This is a genomic window from Pseudomonas sp. NPDC008258, assembly GCF_042956345.1.
Taxonomy (GTDB): Bacteria; Pseudomonadota; Gammaproteobacteria; order Pseudomonadales; family Pseudomonadaceae; genus Aquipseudomonas.
Map to the genome: position 1 here is coordinate 191,349 of NZ_JBIBGE010000008.1, position 18,026 is coordinate 209,374.

The following is an 18,026-nucleotide window of genomic DNA, read 5'->3' on the forward strand; positions in this document are numbered from 1 at the left end:
GGTGTGGGAGCTGGCTTGCCGGCGATGGGCCGCAGCGCGGCCCCTTTCAGTTAGCCGCTGCCCTGCGCTTCTCTGCCAGCCACGAGCGCCCGTACAGGAACATGATGGCCAGCAAGGCCACAGCCTGCGCCGACAGCGAGTAGGCGTCGGCATGAATCCCCAGCCAGTCGAACTCGAAGAACGTCACCGGCCGCGTACCCAGCACCCCGGCTTCTTGCAGCGCCTTCACACCATGCCCGGCGAACACCACCGACAGCGCACACAGCAGCGCGGCGTTGATGCTGAAGAACAGCGAAAGCGGCAGCTTGGCCGAGCCACGCAGGATCACCCAGGCCAACCCTACCAACAACACCAGTGCCGTGGCGCCACCCGCCAGCACCGCCTGGTGCCCGGCAGGGCCTGCCTGCAGCCACAGGGTTTCGTAGAACAGGATCACCTCGAACAGTTCGCGGTATACCGAGAAGAATGCCAGCAAGGCGAAGCCGAATCGCCCGCCACCGCTGACCAGGCTGCTCTTGATGTAGTTCTGCCACGCAGCGGCGTGGCGGCGGTCGTGCATCCACACGCCGAGCCACAGCACCATCACTGCGGCAAACAATGCAGTGCACCCTTCCAACAGTTCCCGTTGAGCGCCGCCTACATCGATCACATATGCCGCCAGCGCCCAGGTGGCAAAGCCGGCAACCAGCGCCAGGGCCCAGCCGATATTCACGCTACGCACCGCCGACTGCTGCCCGGTGTTGCGCAGGAAGGCCAGGATTGCGGCCAGCACCAGAATCGCCTCAAGGCCTTCTCGCAGAAGGATCAGCAAGCCGGAGATAAAGCTCAGCGACCAGCTCAGGCCATCGCTGCCCAACAGCTTCGCGGCCTGGTCGAGCTTTGCCTTGGCCTCGGCCAACCGCTGCTCGGCCTGGGCCACAGGCAACCCGTCCTGCAACGATTGGCGGTAGGCCATCAGGGATTTCTCGGTGTCCTTGCGCACCTGGGTGTCAATGTTGTCCAGCGAGCTTTCCACCAGCTCAAAGCCTTCCAGGTAGGCCGCTACCGACAGGTCGTAGGCTTGGTCGTGGTCCCCTGCGCGGTAGGCCGCCAGGCTCTTGTCCAGGGTGCTGGCGGTGTATTCGAGCAATTGCGCCGGGCCGCGCTTGACCTGCGGAGGCTGGGCACGCTGGGCGCGGAACGCCTCCAAGGCCCCTGCCCCCTCGTTGGCAGCCACTTCCGCGGGTGTCTGGCGAGCCAGGTCGGCGATATTCCAGGTCTTGTCGCCTTTGCCGGCCTGCGGATTGGCCGAGAAGCTGGCGATGTAGGCGGCCACATCCCAACGCTGGCGGTCGTCCAGCTCGTCGGCAAACGATGGCATCTCGGTGTTGTCGATGCCCAGTGCCAGGGTGTTGTAGAGGTCGAACAGGCTCAACTGGTCAAGGCGCGCGGCATCACGCAGGTTGGCCGGGGCAGGCTCCAACCCAACGCCCGCCGGGCCATCGCCTGCGCCGGTGTCGCCGTGGCAGATCGAGCAGTTTTGCGCATAAAGGGCAGCACCGCGGGCCGGGTCCGGGGTAATCACCGGGGCCTGGCTGACCTCGTAAGCCACGGCCAGACGCGCGCCCAGCTGGCGGGCCTGCTTGGCAACAGCCGCGCCCTCATGGCGCTGGTCGATTGCCTGGCGCAGCGCCTGAATGCCCTGTTCCAGGGCAGCTTGCTCGGTATTGGCGGGCAGACCTTTGACCAGTTCGGCCAGTACTGTGCTGAATTCCTGCTGCTCGCGGTATTCACCATCGTCGATCACCTTGCCGTCCTGCACGGTCGGCGGGTAGTCGGCACCAATGTAATCCAGCAGGTGCAGGGCCTTGGTAGCCTCGGCGGGTGCTTCGGCCAATGCCGCAGTGCTGCACAGCGCCAGCACCGGGCCGAGCAATAAAGCCGGCAGCCAGGCAAGCAGACGGGAACAGGTTTTCATGGCCAGTCTCGAAGGGAATGCGAAAGAGAACATTGTTCACTTCCACTTTGCTTCCCTCAAGGGTGCTGGGCGGATTTCATGAAAAATCTTGGTACAAATAAGATGGAGCGGAGCGTCCTGGGCAACGACCGGATGCGATCTCTGTGGGAGCTGTCTTGTATTGCCTGTCAGGGCCTCATCGCCGGCAAGCCAGCTCCCACAGGTATCGCGCTGTCCCCAGGCCCAGTGCTGGACCTGTGGGAGCTGGCTTGCCGGCGAAGAAGGCGGCACCGATGTCACAGGAAACACCGGGTACCAAATGATTCACCGCGGGTATGTCCACACCCACTAGCCTGTTGAGCAACTATTCAGGAGGCAGGGAACATGGATCGTCCCCATTCAAAGCTGCTACGGCTTGGCCGGTTTTCGGAAACCAGTCGGTTGTATCTGCTTACCAGCACCACACTTGAAAGAGCCCCAATCTTCAATGACTTTCGCTCAGCCCGCTTGCTTGTGGCCGAGTTCCGCCAGGCTGAAGAGGAAGGTATCGCCCGATCGCTTGCCTGGGTGGTGATGCCTGACCATTTCCACTGGTTGGTCGAGCTTGGGCCGGCCAGCCTAAAGCGGCTGATGCGCAGGGTGAGGTCCCGCAGCACCATGATGATTAACAGGCATCGAGGGCGAAGCGGCCAGCTCTGGCAGAAGGGGTTTCATGACCGGGCCGTGCGGCGTGAGGAGGATGTGCAGGATGTGGCGCGGTATATCGTCATGAACCCCAAGCGGGCGGGTCTGGTTGCGAGGACTGGGGATTATCCACATTGGGATGCGATCTGGCTCTGACCGGATGCTGCCTGTGAGGGCCCTATCGCCGGCAAGCCAGCTCCCACAGGGTCCTCATCTGCCTTGCAGATGCTGCTGACCTGTCAGAGCCTATCGCTGGCAAACCAGCTGCCACAGGACAATCACAGTGCTCGAGGGCAGTGGAGAACCTGTGGGAGCTGGCTTGCCGGCGATTGGGCCTTAAGGCTTGCCAGTGTCCTTCCACCCCCCACCCAACGCAAGGAACACCCCAATCTGCCCCAAAGCTACCTGACTATTGGCCGCCGCCAGTTGGGCGCGCATATCGGTATAAGTGCGCGTCGCCTGCAAGTCCGCCAGGAACGACTCCCGCCCCGCCTGGTAATAGCGGTGGGTCTGGTCTGCCGCTTCCTTGGCCGACTTCTCCGCCTCGGCCAGCGCATCACGCCGGTCCAGCAGGGCGCTGTATTGCGCCAGGCGGGTCTGGGTTTCGCGGACGGCGTTCAGCACAACCCCGTCGAAGCTGGCCAGGGCTGCCTGGGTCGAGGCCTCGGCCATGCGAATGCGGGCGCGGGTGCCGTTGGTGGGAATGCTCCAGCTGATCTGCGGGCCGAAACCCCAGCGGTTGGTCGACGGATCGCCAAGGTCGTCGACGATACCGATGGTACCCACCTGGGCACCGATGCTGATATCCGGGTACAACGCGCCGGTAGCGACACCTATGTAGGCAGTGGCCGCAGCCAGCTGACGCTCGGCCTGGCGCACGTCCGGGCGGCGCTTGAGCAAGGCAGCGCCGTCACCTACCGGGACCAGCTGGCTCAGGTGCGGCAGCTCGGCACAATCGGCGGTGCCGGCAGGCAGCTGGTCAACCGGCTTGGCCAGCAACGCAGCCAGGGTGTACATGCCGGTTTCACGCTCGGCCTTGAAGCGTGGCAGTTCGGCACGCAACGATTTGAACTGGGTCTGCGAGCGGGTGACCTGGGTTTCATCGCCACGGCCGGCATCACGCAGGCGCTGGTTGAGCTTTACGCTCTGCTCCTGCAAGTCGAGCGATTCGCGGGCGATGTGGTATTCCTCGTTGGCCGAGCACACTTGGGTATAGGCCTTGACCACGTCTGCCACCAAGGTGATGCGCGCGGTATCGGCAGCCGCCTGCACCGCATCGGCATTGGCCTTGGCGGCCTCGGTGCCGCGCTTGAAGGTGCCCCACAGGTCGAACTGGTAAGAAGCGCTGATGATGGCTTCACCAATGTTGGCCACTGGCACCTTCTCGGGCAGCAGGAATGCCTGGCCAGCCTCTTGCAGGCGCTGGGCACCAAGCTTGACGCCACCGTTGAAGCCACCCTGCGATTCGGCCACTTCGACCTGGGCACGGGCCTTGGCGATATTGGCGGCGGCCACGCGCAGCTCGGTGTTGGCACTCAGGGCCTGGCGCACCAGTTCATTCAGCCGTTGATCCTGATACAGCTGCCACCAGTCCTCGGGGACCGGCGCCGAGACCACGCTGTCGGCATCCTGGCGCAGCGGGCCGTTGAGGTCGCTGCGTTGTACTGCCGCGTCCTTCGGCACCTCATAGTCGGGGCCCACCATCATGCAGGCCCCCAACGACAGGCACAGGCCGGCCAGGATCAGCTGTTTCATGGGTGCTGGCCCTCGATGATGGACACCGTGGCGGTACGCCCGGCGATCATGCGGAAGTCCTGCGGTACTTCATCGAAGGCGATGCGCACCGGAATACGTTGGGCCAGGCGCACCCAGCTGAACGCCGGGTTGACGTTGGGCAGCAGGTTGGCGCCGCTGCTGCGGTCGCGGTCTTCGATGCCGGCGGCAAAACTCTGCACGTGGCCACGCAGGCGGGTGTTGTCGCCCATCACGCGAATGTCCACGGCATCGCCGATCTGAATGCCACCCAGCTTGGTTTCCTCAAAGTAACCATCAACGTGGTACGAAGCGCTATCAACCACTGACAGCACCGGGCGACCAGCAGTGACGAACTCGTGATTACGCGGCGCACGGTCGTTGAGGTAGCCGTCTACCGGGCTACGCACCACCGAGCGGTCGAGGTTGAGCTGGGCGGTATCGACCGCCACCTGGGCCTCACTCACAGCCGAGCGGGCGCGGGCCTCGCGGGACTGGCTTTCTTCCAGTTGCTCGGCAGCCACCAGGTTGCCCAGCTTGCGGTTGCGCTGTGCCTCGCGTGAAGCCTGGGCCAGGGTTTCCTGGCGCTCGCCGAGGGTAGCCTTGGCTTGGCGCAGGGCCAGGGTGAAGCGGTCCTGGTCGATAGTAAACAGCACGTCGCCGCGCTTGACGGTCTGGTTGTCGCGCACCTCGACTTTCTGGATCAGCCCCGACACATCGGGGGCGATCTGGATCACGTCGGCGCGGATGTGGCCGTCGCGGGTCCAGGGGGCAAACATGTAGTACACCACCATCTGCCACACGAGCACGGCGGCGAAGGTCACTACCAGCAAGGTCAGGACCACACGGCCCAGGGTCAGCAAAGGTTTTTTCATGGCAGCATCAGGTTTCGGCAAAAGTGGTCCACCGCGCCAAGCAGCACGGCATACAGAGCAACGTTGAACAACGCCCGGTGCCAGACCAGACGGTAGAAATGCAGGCGCACCAGCACCGCATGCACCCCCAGGAACAACAGGTAGGTGCCAAACATCATCACCAGCAGCGTGGGCAGGAACACCCCGCTGATATCCAGTTCACCAATCACAGGGGTGCTCCGTCGAGGCCGGGGGGCAGTTGCGGTTGTTCGGCGGGTTCGAGCATCACCTCTACCCCCGGCAAGAGCGCCAGGCGCAGGCCGCTCAGGGCATGCAGCAGGTGGGTGCGGGCATCGCCGCGCTCGTACAGCTCGTCCAGGTTCAGCGCCAGCCGCGCACGCTCCATGTTGCGCAATAGCGCGGCCGGGGCGTGCAGGCGTTCACCGGCACGCAGGCAAGCGGCGTAGTGCGCGCCCACTTCCTCCACCACGGTGGCAAGGCGTTCGCGGGCCTGCTGGCCGGCACGCGGCAGGTAGGCCAGCAGGTCGAGCAGGTTCAGCCCCACGCGCAGGTCTCGCAAGGCCACGCCGCTGTCCTGGCCGGTTTGCGACAGGCGCGGCAGGTGCTGCATCAGGCGGTCGAGCATCTGCACGCCCACCTGGCGGTGCTCGGCCAGGGTGGCGGGTGCAGTCATTTCGACGATGTCGCGCCAGGCAAAGCGGGTCATGCGCTTGGCCGCCAGTTCTACGCCAAACGGGCGCATGACCAATGTCCAGATGAACGCGAACAGCAGGCCCACGGGGCCGGCCAGGTTGGAGTTGAGGAAGGTGAGAAAGTCGGCGTCATAAGCGCCCTGGATGCTGATGAAGGTCGAGGTGTTGACGATGGTCAGCAAGGTGCCCAGGTAGAAGCGCGGCTGCACGGTCAGGGTGCCGACGCAGATGAACGGCACGGCAAAGGCCAGCACCAGCATCGGGAAGTCGTGCAGGTTGGGCAGCACCAGGAACAGGTACAGGCTGGAGAAAATGACCGACAGCAGCGTCCAGAAGAAGAACCGGTAGATCTGCGGCGCCGGGTCGTCCATGGCGGCAAAGAAGCTGCACGACACAGCGGCGAGGATTACCGCACTGGCGCCGTCGTTCCAGCCCAGGCCGATCCACAGGCCACAGGCCACAACGATCGCCAGTACGGTGGAGAGCACCGAGTAAAGCATCAGGCCGCGGTCGAAGAAGGCAGTCAGGCGGCCCAGGCGCCAGTGGCGGTACACCGCGCGCCAAGGCTTGGCGTCGTCGGTGCGCAGGGCGTGTTGCAGGGTGCAGCAGTCCTGCCAAAGGTCAGCCCACTCGGTCAGGCGATACAAGGCGTTGGAAAGCAGCAGGTCGGCGCGTTGGTCGAGAGCGGCCGCGCCGGGCTGAAGGCGGCTGATCTGTTCGTGCAGCGCGGTCCAGCGCGCTACCGAAGCACCTTCGGCAGTGCCCTTGAGCCATTCGCGGGCCGCTTCCAGCACTGGCTGAAGCTGGGTGAACTGGGCCGGAGCGCGGCCTTCAAGGGCCACCAGGGCGTCGTCGAGGGCGTCAATCACCGGCAGCAGGTGAATCATGCGCCCACGTAACTCGCGGGCGTTTTTCAGCGTGTGCGGGCCGGCGCCTTCGTGGCCGAGCTGGCCAATCATCAGCTCCAGCGAGTTGAAGGTGGCGACCATCGCCCCGCGCATGCCACCGACCTTGTCGGCGCTGACTTCGCGGGCCAGGTAGGTATCGCTGTAGCGGATCGCCTCGGTGAACCAGCTACCGGTGGCGCCGACCACCACGGGGGCCAGCCGGCGCGGCCAGAAAATGGCGCCGACCACTGCCGCGCAGACAATGCCAAGGCAGATTTCCTGGGCACGGGAAGACGCCACGTCGAATACTGCCAGCGGGTTATCCACAACCGCCAGGGCGATCATCGGCAAGGTGTAGCCGGCCAGCATCAGCACGTAGTTGTTGGCCGTACGCAGGTTCAACGACAGGAACAGCAGGGTGCCAGTCCAGAGCGCAATGGCGATGCTCAGCAGCAATGGCGACTGCACCAGTGGCGGCACCAGGAAAATCGCCCCACCGGCCCCCAGCAGCGTACCCACTGCGCGGTACAGCGCTTTGGAGCTGGTCGGGCCGACGAACGGGCTGGAGACGATGTACACCGTGGCCATGGCCCAGTAGGGGCGGGGCAACTGCATGAGCAACGCGATGTACAAGGCGATCATGGAGGCGCCGAAGGTTCGCACGCCGTAGAACCAGTCGCGGGCCGGAGGTACCGAACTGAAGAAGCCGTTCATGCCACCCCGCCAGCACTGCCCAGGCCGGCAGCTTCGAAGGCGCGCAGCACGCGCAAGGTGGCTTCCAGGTCAGCCTGGTCGATTCCATTGAGCACATCGCGGCGCAGGCGCACCAGTTCGGCTTCGATCGCTTCGGCCAGGGCACGGCCTTCGGCGGTCAGGCTCAGGGCTTTGGCGCGGCGGTCCAGTGGGTCTTCGCTGCGGCATACCAGGCCGGCTTTACACAGCTGGTCGAGCAGGCGCACCAGTGATGGGCTTTCCAGGCCGGCGGCCTGGGCAACGGCTACCTGATGCACGCCATCGCCCAGGCGCACGATCATCAGCAGCGGCGCAGCGCAGGCTTCGGAAATGCCGTAACCGATCAGCGCGGTATGGCAGATGCGCCGCCAGTGGCGGGCGGCAACCACCATGCCACTGCTGACTTGCAGGCGCAGGAGATCAAGGGACATGGAAGGAACCAAGGATATTCATAGTTTGCTAACTATCAATATACGCCTTGCCCTCCCCCTGTCGTCAACAGGGGGCGACGGATAGCCTGGGTTAAATGTTGTTCATTTTTTGCCTGTGCCGGCCTCTTCGCGGGCACGCCCGCTCCCACAGGTACTGCACAATTTCTGAGGCCTATGGTTTTCCTGTGGGAACGGGCGTGCCCGCGAAAAGGACGGCACAAGCGACTCAAAACTCAAGGCTGAATCTGGTCTTCCAGCTTCATGGTAAGGGCCAATGTGCTGCCCATCTGCACGGCCCGGTCTCGCCATTCCTGGTAACGCACCATGTCACAGCTACTGAAATGCACCGCCAGTTCCTCAGCCGCCTGCACCACCCCCGCCGCTGCCGCCAGCTCCAACCAGTACAGCGCGGCCTTGAGGTCGGCTTCAACATACAACCCATGCATCAACCGGTAACCCACCTCGAAACGGCACCGAGCCTCACCGCGCTCAGCCCCGCGCATGAACCACTGGTAGGCCTGCACCAGGTCGACCTGCCAATCCTGGTCGCCATCGCACACCTCCTCCTCATAGAGGTCTCCCAATGCCGCAGCCGCGTGCAGCATGCCCCGCTCGAAGGCTTGCCGGTAACACTCCGCCGCCTGGCTGTAGGAAGGGTCGATGCCTTTGCCAAAGTAGTGCTGCTGCCCAAGATTGAACCAGGCGGCGGCATTGCCTTGCAGGGCCGCCATGCGCAACAGGTGCCCAGCCAGCACGGTGTCGGCGCGCCAGTACTTGCCGTTGAGCCAGATCCAGCCGAGGTCATTCAGTGCTGCCACGCTGCCGTTCAGCGCCTGGCGGCGCAGGTCGGCATAAACCACCTGCAAATCGCTGGCCTCATCCAGGCGGTTGACCAGCAGCGAGCGCTGGCTGGGCAAGCCCACACCGGCAAACACGGGCAGCCGCCGCCCGGCGGGAGCAGGTGGAGCGATCACCCGCTCGGGCAGAAGGCGGGCAAGCAGCGAATGGATATTGCTGGCAGCAGACATGTTCATCCTCATTGAACGGCGCACAACCCCAACCTTCGGCTGTGATGAGGCGTGATTTTGCGTGACGTCACGTCAAAACCTGTCGCGAACGATTCGGCACCAGGCAACCAAATGCGACTTCCTTGATCTGAGCAGGCTGTGGCCAATTGCCATGCCCCTCGCGTGCCGCCATCCTATTGCGGCAAGCCTAGACAAGGACGTTAACTTTTGCCGTTCGCCACCACCCGCGCCACCCTCAGCCGTCAGTGGGCGCTGCTACGCCAACTGCCCAGCCGCTCCCCGGGCATTACCAGCGCCGAGCTCGTGTGGGGCTTGCGTGACGTCGGCTTCAGCGTAAGCAAGCGCACGGTCGAACGCGATCTGAACGAGCTATCGCTGATCTTCCCATTGGAGCGCAATGACAAGAGCATCCCGTTCGGTTGGCACTGGTCGGCGAGTGCAGTGGGCGAGATGCGCGGCAATTTCGACTTGTTGACGCACCTGCGTGGTGATGCATTGCAACCGGCGAAGGGTGAGGGCGTAGAGTTTGTGGCGCGGATCAGCGATGCTTTGGCACGGCGGCTGCGGGATGCGCCGTTGAGCAGCGACATGCAGTTGACGGCGCTGGAGTACGGACACCGGTTGCGGGCCACGGTGAGCGATGGCTGGCCGTTGCGATGGTGGCTGCTGAGCCATGGGGATGGGGTGGTGGTGGAGCAGCCTGCGGGGTTACGCGAAGAGATTGGCAGGATCCTGAGCAATGCGGCTGCGCAGTACCAGAATTTGTAGCCTGTGCTGGCCCTATCGCCGGCAAGCCAGCTCCCACAGGTACCCCACAAGTTTCAAGGCTTGTGGGGTACCTGTGGGAGCTGGCTTGCCGGCGATGGGGCCAGTGCAGGTCAGCGCTGCATCCCCCACCGCCGCACGGTCAGCCGTTCCAGGGTATTGAATACCAGCCCTTCCACCAGCAAGCCGATCAGGATCACCACTGCCAACCCGGCAAATACCTTGTCGGTGTACAGCTCGTTACGGTTCTGGAAGATGTACCAGCCCAACCCGCCTTTACCGCTGCTGGCACCAAACACCAGTTCGGCAGCGATCAGCGTGCGCCAGGCAAAGGCCCAGCCGATCTTCAGCCCAGAAAGAATCGACGGCAAGGCCGCCGGCACGAGGATATGCATCACCAGCCGCAGCCCTTTCAGGCCATAGTTCCGGCCAGCCATACGCAGGGTCTCGGACACGCCGAGAAAGCCCGCATAGGTATTCAGCGCCAAGGCCCACAGCACCGAATGCACCAGCACGAAGATCAGGCTGTTGTCGCCCAGCCCGAACCACAGCAAGGCCAGTGGCAACAGGGCAATCGCCGGCAGCGGGTTGAACATGGAGGTCAACGTGCCCAGCAAGTCCCGCCCCAATTGGGTCGACACCGCCAGGCTGGTCAGGCCGAAGGCCAGGACGATGCCCAGCACATAGCCCTTGAGCAGGATCACCAGCGAAACCCCGACCTTGGCCGGTAGCTCACCGCTGATCAGGCCGTCCCACAGGGCTGCGGCGGTTTGCAGGAAGCTGGGCAACAGCAAGTCGTTGTCCTGATAACGGGCGACGGCCTCCCACAGCACGGCGATCACCAGCAGGATCACCGCCTTGCGCAACCAGCCTTGCTGCCACAGGCGCTGGGCCAATGGCAATTGTCGTTCCAGCGGCACACTGAGCAGGGGCTCCAGCTGCACCTCGTATTCCTGGCGCACAGGTGTAGTGGTCATGGCTGTAGCTCCTGTCAGTAGGCGATGCGGATATCGTTGAAGCCAAGGTCGTCGGGCTGCTCCGGGACATCCGCCTCGTCGAACAGCAAACGGTGGATACGCCGGGCGCTGGCTTGGAAGTCGCTGCCCCCCAGGCTGCCCAGGTCGTACTGGTGGCTATGTACTTCGGCACGTACCCGCCCAGGGTGCGGCGACAGCAGCAAAATGCGGTTGCCGACCACCAGCGCCTCCTCGATGGAGTGGGTCACGAACAGCAGGGTGAAGCGCACCTCCTCCCACAACAGCAACAGCTCTTCCTGCATCTTTCGCCGTGTCAGCGCATCCAAAGCGGCGAACGGCTCATCCATCAGCAGGATCTTTGGCTGCGTGGCCAAGGCGCGGGCAATTGCCACGCGTGCCTTCATGCCGCCCGACAAGGTGTGGGGATAGGCATCGGCGAAGGCGGCCAGGCCGACCTTCTCCAGGTAATGCAGTGCCCGTTCTTCAGCTTCGGCACGCTTGAGCTGGCCAGACACCAGCAGCGGGAACATCACGTTCTGCTTCACCGTTTTCCACGGCGGCAGCTGGTCGAACTCCTGGAACACCACGATGCGGTCGGGGCCTGGGCCGCGGACCTCCTGGCCCTGTAGCAGAATCTGCCCCTCCTGCGGCTGAATGAAACCGGCCACGGCTTTAAGCAAAGTGGATTTGCCGCAACCGGAGGGGCCGAGCAGCACAAAACGGTCGGCACGGTCGACTTCGAAGCTGACCTGGTGGGTGGCCCGCACCACGCGTTGCGCGGTACGGTACTCGAGGCTGAGGTTTTCCACCTTGAGCAAAGGCGGCGTTGCGACACGGCTCAGGTTGCTGGCCGTGTGGCCTGGCAATGGGGCGGTCATGATCGGTCAGCTCCCCTGCAACGGGCGTTCATCCTGGAAGAAGTAGTCCTTCCACGATTCCGGCTTGTGCTTGATGGCGCCTACCCGATAGAGAAAATCGGCCAGCTTGTAGGTGTTCTTTGGCGTGACGGTGAATTCGTACTGCGGGTTGTCGATCAGCTTGATCAGCGCGTCGCGGTCGATCTTGGCCTTGGTCACACGGATGTAGGTATCGGCGGCAGCCGCCTTGTCTTTCTGGGCAAAGTCAGCGGCTTCGGCCAGGGCGTCGACGAACGCCTTGTAGGTTTTAGGGTTGTCCTTGCGGAATTTCTCGGTGGCAAACAGCAAGGTCGGCGAGTTGGGGCCGAGCAGGTCGTAGCTGTTCAGCACTACGTGCACGTCCTTGTTGGCCAGTACCTGATCCTGGAACGGCGGGTTGGAGAAGTGCCCATTCAGCTCGGTGCCGCCAGCCAGCAACGCCGCGGTGGCGTCCGGGTGCGGAACGGCGAGGGTGTACTTGTCGAGGCGGTTGTATTCCTTGTCGCCCCACTGCTGGGCGGCGGCGTACTGCAGGAACCGCGACTGTACCGAAACGCCTACCGCCGGCACGGCGATGCGGTCTTTGTCGGTGATGTCGGCGATGGTCTTCACGTTGGGGTTGCTGCTGACCAGGTAGTACGGGAAGTTGCCCAGCGAAGCCACGGCCTTCACGTTCTGCCGGCCCTTGGTGCGGTCCCACACGGTCAGCAGCGGGCCGACGCCAGCGCCGGCGATGTCCACCGAACCGGACAGCAGTGCGTCGTTGATGGCCGAACCACCCGACAGCTGCGCCCAGTCTACTTCGATGTCGATGCCCTGCTCCTTGCCGTGTTTTTCGATCAGGTGCTGGTCACGCACCACGTTCAGCAGCAGGTAAACGATGCCGAACTGCTCGGCAATACGAATCTTGCCTTCGGCCTGGGCCACGGCGGGGGCGGCCAGGCTGCCAACGACCAGGCTTGCGCCCAGGCCGATACTTGCCGCCAGGCGGCTGATGGATTTGCGCATGATGTTTTCCTCAGTCGTCAGAACGGGGCATCGCCCTGGATGGTGGTGCGGTACAGCTTGCGCCGCAGGTGCGCGGGGCAGCCGGCGGCCAGGTGGATCAGCGAGCGGTTGTCCCAGAACACCAGGTCGTGGGGCTGCCATTGGTGGCGGTAGATGTTCTGCTCCAGCACACTCAGGGCGTAGAGCTGTTGCAGCACGTCGCGGCTTTCGTCGTCTGGCAGGCCGACGATGCGGGTGGTGAAGCCTTCACTGACGAACAGCGCTTTGCGGCCGTTTTCCGGGTGGGTGCGGACCACCGGGTGGATGACTTCCTTTACCTGCGCCAGTTGCTCGGCCGTCAGGGTCGGGCGCCAGTTACCTTCGAATTTGGTCTCGGCGTAGCGGGCGGTGTAGGAGTGAGCGGCACCGCGGCCTTCGACGACTTTGCGCAGGGCGTCAGGTACGGCATCCCAGGCTTTGTGCATGTCGGCGAACAGGGTGTCGCCGCCTTCGCTGGGTAGCTCCTGGGCATGCAGCATGGAACCGAGGCTGGGCAGTTCCTTGTACGAAAGGTCCGAATGCCAGAACTTGCCGGCATCACCCAGGCCGATGTTCTGGCCATTCTCGACGATGTTGGAAACGATCAGGATCTCGGGGTGGCCGGTCAGCAGGAACTGCTTGAGCACATGGATCTGCAATTCACCGAAGCGGCGGCTGAAGGCGATTTGCTGTTCCGGGCTGATGCGCTGGTCGCGGAACACCAGCACATGGTGGTCGAGGTGGGCGCGATGGATACGGGTAAAATCCTCGGCGTTGACCGGTTTGGCCAGGTCCAGGCCGATGATCTCGGCGCCTACGGCACCAGAGAACGGGCGGATTTCAAACACTTGCGGCTGGGCGCTGTCGATGGTCGACAAGGCGTTCGAGGCGGCTGACATTATTCACTCCCACGCAGTGCGCGACTTCAATGGCGCGCAACGATCAGAAACGCACGGGGTTTTCCCGTGTGGGTTCAAGTCGTGCGGCGCATCGATTGGTCGACGGGTACGCAGTGGTGTGACTATAAAGTCATAAGAGCGATATTTTAAATACCTTTAATGAATAACCATAGCACTGGGCTTTGAGCAGCCCAGGATCAGATCAGCCCGCCATGCTCTTCTTCATCGATGAGGTTGTTCAGGCTGCTGAGCGCCTTGCGCGCAGTGGAGCGGTTGAGCAGCTTGGCCTGGGCACCTGGGGGCAGGTCGGTGATCTTGAATACACCCTTGGCGGTCAGCACGTCGATCAGGTCTTCAAGTACGCGGATCATGTCCAGATCGCTTTGCTTGAGCTGGTTGAGGCTGTTTTCCACGACGTCATCGGCAAACCATTCCTGGACGTCGGCATGGTCAGCGGGGAGCATTTCGGTGAACTGGTCAAAAGCGGCTGCTTCTACCCGCAGCAACTGGCCCGCGGCGTCGCGTTGCACGTAGAACATGGCGGTGTCCCTCGTCACGTTGTTTCCTTGTTGGTAGACAGCAGCATAGGCAAAGATCGCCGGGCGCGCAGGCCCGGCGCAAGAGTATGCGCTGTCGGAAGATGGCAGGAAAGAGCCGGTGTGCCTATCGCCTGGCTGAAGCGGGCCCCTGTGGAACGGCCTCGCCGGTCCGACGCCCTAGCAACGCCGCTCCAAAGATCGCCTGAGCAGGCAAGGGCCGCGCCTGTCACGCACAGCCCTCTATCACATCAGCCGTCCTTGTTGTCGATGCGGATCATCGGATCGCTGCCGCTGATCAACGAGTTGATCGTGTTGCTCGACAAGTTCACCCCCTCCAGCTTGATCGTGACATCGGCGTTAGCAATGCCGCCCGCAGCGTTCAGCTTCCCCTCGCTGCTGATCTGCAGCGTGGTCGAGCCGTCTGCAAAGCTCATCTTCAGGTAGTTGTCGATGGTTTTACCGCTCTCGTTGACAAGCAGGTCCTTGAGGTCGATACGATCACCCTCTGCAGCCTTGAAGTCCTTGATTACATCATTACCGTAATCGCCCGCCTTCCATACAAAGGTGTCCTTACCGCTCCCGCCGATCAGGATGTCGTCGCCCTGACCACCGATGAGGATGTCGTCACCACTGCCGCCCAACAGGATGTCGTTGCCTTTTCCACCGTCGAGACGGTCGATACCACCTTGGCCGAAGAGGATATCGTTGCCATTGCCGCCGTTAAGGAAATCATTCCCATCGTTGTCGCGCGAAATATCGAACTCGGTGTAATGCTCGGCGATGTACTTGTGCATCACGCGGCCATCGACATCACCAATGCCGGTACCCAATTTGCCTGCCACATAAGCCTGCAGCGCTTCGACCCCATTGCCGGTGATTGAGCCAAAGCTCACCAGGTCACCGAAGATGATGTCGTTGCCATCGCCACCGTTGACCGTGTCATTGCCAGGCACCGTTGCCTCGGAGTGGCCCAGAATCGCTTCTGCCAACTTGCTCGGGTCGATATTGGTCTGCGGTTTTTGATCTGAGTCGTACGGCTTCAGATCATTTGCATTGACCGCGCCATTGAGACCGATCGCTTCGACGCCGGACAACTTGGACAGTATCAGGAAGCTGTCCTGAGCGTTGGCCGCCGCACCGCTGTACCACCAGGAGTCGGATGTGGTGGTGGACAACTCATAGGTACCGTTGCCTTCAGGGTGCAATTGACCTGAGGCGTTAGAGTCGCTACGCCACGAACCGCTATTGTTCTTGTACTCGGCGGTCAGATTGCCCTGGGCGTCGATACTGATTCGGTTGTTGTTGCCCACCATCTTGTTTTTCACTACGTCGCCCAGTTTGTAGTCGATGGACTTGAGTACGCTGTCCAAAGTGTAACTGGAGTTGTAGAAAGTCGGATCGGGACGTTCTCCGCTCTGGTAGACGTTCGGTTCACCGTCAGTGATGAAGAACGTCTGGCGAGTGCCAGTGTTCCCCGAATTCACCAACTGCTGGAACCAGTTCGCGGTAGTTTTGAACGCATCCTCGTAGTTGGTCGAACCGCCGGCGTACATGGCATTCAGCGCCTTGTACAGCGCATCCAGCGCACCGCTATCGCCCAGGCGGATCGAAAGCGTGCTATTCACCTGGGTAGAGAAGTCCACCAGTAGAATGTTCACAGTGCCCGACTGCGCGCCCTTGACGCTGTTGGCCAACGTTTCGAAGACCGACTTCAGCGAGTTACGCGCCGCATTGACACCGCTGGTCTCCATACTGCCGGAGGTGTCGACGATGAATGCCAGGTTGTAGTCCTGACCAGGCGTCACGTGCAGGCCAGTGACGTCTGCAACGATGATGTCGCTGTTAATGGTGCCGGTGTACGTGTCGTTGTCGCTGGTCAGGTTGCCCGGATTGTAGATGTCCGGGTGCACCGTCACTTTGAAGCTGTCTTCATTGACAGCCTTGCTGCCGCCGACGCTCTCGGTGGAAGTCGAAGTGACTTTCACCACGAACTCGTCATGGTAATACGCTGGTGGCTTGATGCTGAGGCCGCCGAGGTTCCAGCCGGTGACATCGACCGCAGTCGCACCGACGGTAACGGTATGGCCAGCACCATCGCTGAGCACCGAACCCGCCGGAATCCCGCTGAGCTTGACAACCAAATTTTCGGAACCGTCGGTATCGGTCAGGTTGGTGGATATCCCCACCAGCTTGACGGTGCCATTCTCCGGCCCTTCGTTCAGCTTGTAGCCATCGTAGTAGCTCTGTCCATTCACTGTGTGCAGGTCAGATACGCTGAGGCCGGCTTTGACCATCTCGGCCACGCTCTGGTAAAGCGGGATGTTTCCGCTGCTCAGGTCGGTGACAGCAGCACCCGAACCTGCCTGGATATTCAGGTCATAGCTGCCTGGACCCGACTGGTTGGCATGGTAGACCTCGATCGGATAGTAACCACTGGCTTTCGGCGTGAAGGTACCGGAAATCTGCCCGCCTGCGCCCCAAGTTGCCGAGGCCACATTATTGCCACCCACAGTCACCACCAGACTGTCATCGGCGATTCCGCTGAAGGTGTAAGTTTTGCCGGCTTCGAGGTAGATCAGGCCCGATGTTTTCGAACCTGAACCCGCGTTAACGCTGCCATCGGACTGCACGTTGGTGACGGTGCCGCTGGAGCTGGCATTGCCGGAGTTGGCAAATACAGTCTTCAGCTCTTCGCCGGTAATACCGTTACCGCCAGTACCCAGGTTCTTGAGCGTGGTCCAGACTTCTTTGGTCAGGCCTTTGGATACAACATCTGTACTACCAATGATCAACGTCGGCTGGTCCGCAACCGGGCTGATGTCGACCTTCATGGTCACTTCGCTGCCCAGGTTGGTGCCGTCGTTGGCTTTGTATTTGAACTGCGCGTAATCAGCCTGCTTATTGCCGATACCCGTGCCACCGTAGCCATCGACACCAGACTGATTGAGGGCCGGTACGAACTTCAGGTTCTTGGCAATGATGTCAGCCTGGCTGACCACCTGCCCGACGGTAACGTTCTGCCAGGTACCCGTGCTGCTGTTGTAGTACTTCAATGCACCATCAGCCGGGATAGAGGTGATGGTCACGAACAGGCCGGTGTTGCCGTCGGCATCAGTAACGTTGAAATCGCTCCAGTTGAAGATGTAATCGGTGTCTTCTACACCGGTCACAGCACCACCCGTTGAGACTGGCAGGTGGTCGTTATCGAGGATGGCCGTGGTCACGCTCGACTTGCTGCTGTCGACCTGCAGGTTCTCGAAGTTGCCACCCGTGGCGGTCTCGATCTTGACCACGAAGTTCTCGGTTCCCTCGACCAGCTTGTCGTCGATGGTCGCGATGTCGAACGTGGTGCCGCTGCTGTTGGCCGGGATCTTCACGGTGGTGACACCGTTGAAGTCCTCACCATTCCTGGCGGTGCCGCTGTAGCTGAGGGTGATGGTTACCTCAGCCTTGGACGGGTTGCTCAAGGTCAGCGTGTAGCGACCGGTTTCGCCTTCAGTCAACGAAGTGGTGCCGGTGATGCCGACGGTGGTTACGTCTCCCAGGTTGCCTGGGCCCGAGGTACCCACACCGGCTTCGTCCTTGACGATGGTGTTGACCGAGGTTTTATCCAGGGTCAGTTGCTCGAACCTGCTCGCACCGGCACCGCCCACTGAATCCAGGGTGTTGGTGATGGTGGTCTGGCCGATGTACGGGTTGTCCGGCGCCGCAACAGTCACCGAACCGGTGGTGGCGTTGGCCGCCACGTTGATCACGGTCTTGTCCGCCAGGGTGAAGGTCAGTGCACCGTGGTTGTTGATCGGCAGGCCATTCGGGCCGGTCAGGGTCACGGTGTAGGTGATGGTGCCACCTTCGGTCGCTTCGGCAGACGCGGTCAGCTTGGCCACGACTTCGGTCGGGGTGTCCT

15 protein-coding genes are annotated in these 18,026 nt (G+C 62.3%); 2 read left to right on the forward strand and 13 right to left on the reverse strand.

The window, feature by feature from the left end:
- Nucleotides 1–46: 46 nt before the first annotated feature.
- Nucleotides 47–1,990 (reverse strand): FTR1 family protein, encoded by a 1,944-nt coding sequence (locus ACFY9W_RS09110; RefSeq protein WP_391128672.1) that lies wholly within the window; start codon nt 1,988–1,990, stop codon nt 47–49.
- Nucleotides 1,991–2,320: 330 nt separating this feature from the next.
- Between ACFY9W_RS09110 and ACFY9W_RS09115 the strand changes: the two genes are divergently transcribed.
- The gene (locus ACFY9W_RS09115) at nt 2,321–2,776 is read left to right on the forward strand and encodes an REP-associated tyrosine transposase (protein ID WP_391128675.1); all 456 of its coding nucleotides are present in this window, start codon (nt 2,321–2,323) and stop codon (nt 2,774–2,776) included.
- A 180-nt stretch (nt 2,777–2,956) separates the two neighbouring features.
- Here the strand turns inward: ACFY9W_RS09115 and ACFY9W_RS09120 are convergent, their stop codons facing one another.
- The 6 genes from ACFY9W_RS09120 to ACFY9W_RS09145 form a co-directional block, all read right to left on the reverse strand.
- Nucleotides 2,957–4,375: an efflux transporter outer membrane subunit gene (locus ACFY9W_RS09120; RefSeq protein WP_391128678.1), complete on the reverse strand. Its 1,419-nt coding sequence runs from the start codon at nt 4,373–4,375 to the stop codon at nt 2,957–2,959.
- On the reverse strand, nt 4,372–5,247 hold the full coding sequence (locus ACFY9W_RS09125; protein ID WP_391128681.1) for an efflux RND transporter periplasmic adaptor subunit: 876 nt from the start codon (nt 5,245–5,247) through the stop codon (nt 4,372–4,374). Before ACFY9W_RS09125 ends, ACFY9W_RS09120 begins: the two co-directional genes overlap by 4 nt.
- Nucleotides 5,244–5,456 (reverse strand): DUF1656 domain-containing protein, encoded by a 213-nt coding sequence (locus ACFY9W_RS09130; protein WP_003255905.1) that lies wholly within the window; start codon nt 5,454–5,456, stop codon nt 5,244–5,246. Before ACFY9W_RS09130 ends, ACFY9W_RS09125 begins: the two co-directional genes overlap by 4 nt.
- Nucleotides 5,453–7,540 carry an FUSC family protein gene (locus ACFY9W_RS09135; RefSeq protein WP_391128685.1) on the reverse strand — a complete coding sequence of 696 codons (2,088 nt, stop codon included), beginning with the start codon at nt 7,538–7,540 and terminating at the stop codon, nt 5,453–5,455. Before ACFY9W_RS09135 ends, ACFY9W_RS09130 begins: the two co-directional genes overlap by 4 nt.
- The gene (locus tag ACFY9W_RS09140) at nt 7,537–7,989 is read right to left on the reverse strand and encodes a MarR family winged helix-turn-helix transcriptional regulator (RefSeq protein WP_300027358.1); all 453 of its coding nucleotides are present in this window, start codon (nt 7,987–7,989) and stop codon (nt 7,537–7,539) included. The genes ACFY9W_RS09135 and ACFY9W_RS09140 overlap by 4 nt, the downstream gene beginning before the upstream one ends.
- Before the next feature lie 233 nt (nt 7,990–8,222).
- Nucleotides 8,223–9,017 (reverse strand): tetratricopeptide repeat protein, encoded by a 795-nt coding sequence (locus ACFY9W_RS09145; RefSeq protein WP_391128689.1) that lies wholly within the window; start codon nt 9,015–9,017, stop codon nt 8,223–8,225.
- Nucleotides 9,018–9,224: 207 nt separating this feature from the next.
- Here ACFY9W_RS09145 and ACFY9W_RS09150 point away from each other — a divergent pair, with 207 nt between their 5' ends.
- Nucleotides 9,225–9,785, forward strand: a complete 561-nt coding sequence (locus ACFY9W_RS09150; protein ID WP_391128692.1) for a WYL domain-containing protein — start codon at nt 9,225–9,227, stop codon at nt 9,783–9,785.
- A 110-nt stretch (nt 9,786–9,895) separates the two neighbouring features.
- Here the strand turns inward: ACFY9W_RS09150 and ACFY9W_RS09155 are convergent, their stop codons facing one another.
- The 6 genes from ACFY9W_RS09155 to ACFY9W_RS09180 form a co-directional block, all read right to left on the reverse strand.
- On the reverse strand, nt 9,896–10,759 hold the full coding sequence (locus tag ACFY9W_RS09155) for an ABC transporter permease subunit (protein ID WP_391128695.1): 864 nt from the start codon (nt 10,757–10,759) through the stop codon (nt 9,896–9,898).
- A gap of 14 nt (nt 10,760–10,773) precedes the next feature.
- The gene (locus ACFY9W_RS09160) at nt 10,774–11,637 is read right to left on the reverse strand and encodes an ATP-binding cassette domain-containing protein (RefSeq protein WP_391128699.1); all 864 of its coding nucleotides are present in this window, start codon (nt 11,635–11,637) and stop codon (nt 10,774–10,776) included.
- Between the two features lie 6 nt (nt 11,638–11,643).
- The gene (locus ACFY9W_RS09165) at nt 11,644–12,663 is read right to left on the reverse strand and encodes an ABC transporter substrate-binding protein (RefSeq protein WP_391128702.1); all 1,020 of its coding nucleotides are present in this window, start codon (nt 12,661–12,663) and stop codon (nt 11,644–11,646) included.
- A 17-nt stretch (nt 12,664–12,680) separates the two neighbouring features.
- Nucleotides 12,681–13,580: a TauD/TfdA family dioxygenase gene (locus tag ACFY9W_RS09170; RefSeq protein ID WP_391128704.1), complete on the reverse strand. Its 900-nt coding sequence runs from the start codon at nt 13,578–13,580 to the stop codon at nt 12,681–12,683.
- Between the two features lie 197 nt (nt 13,581–13,777).
- Nucleotides 13,778–14,119: a tryptophan synthase subunit beta gene (locus ACFY9W_RS09175; protein WP_391128716.1), complete on the reverse strand. Its 342-nt coding sequence runs from the start codon at nt 14,117–14,119 to the stop codon at nt 13,778–13,780.
- Between the two features lie 248 nt (nt 14,120–14,367).
- A partial coding sequence (locus ACFY9W_RS09180; protein WP_391128707.1) for an immunoglobulin-like domain-containing protein occupies nt 14,368–18,026 on the reverse strand: 3,659 nt, incomplete at its 5' end.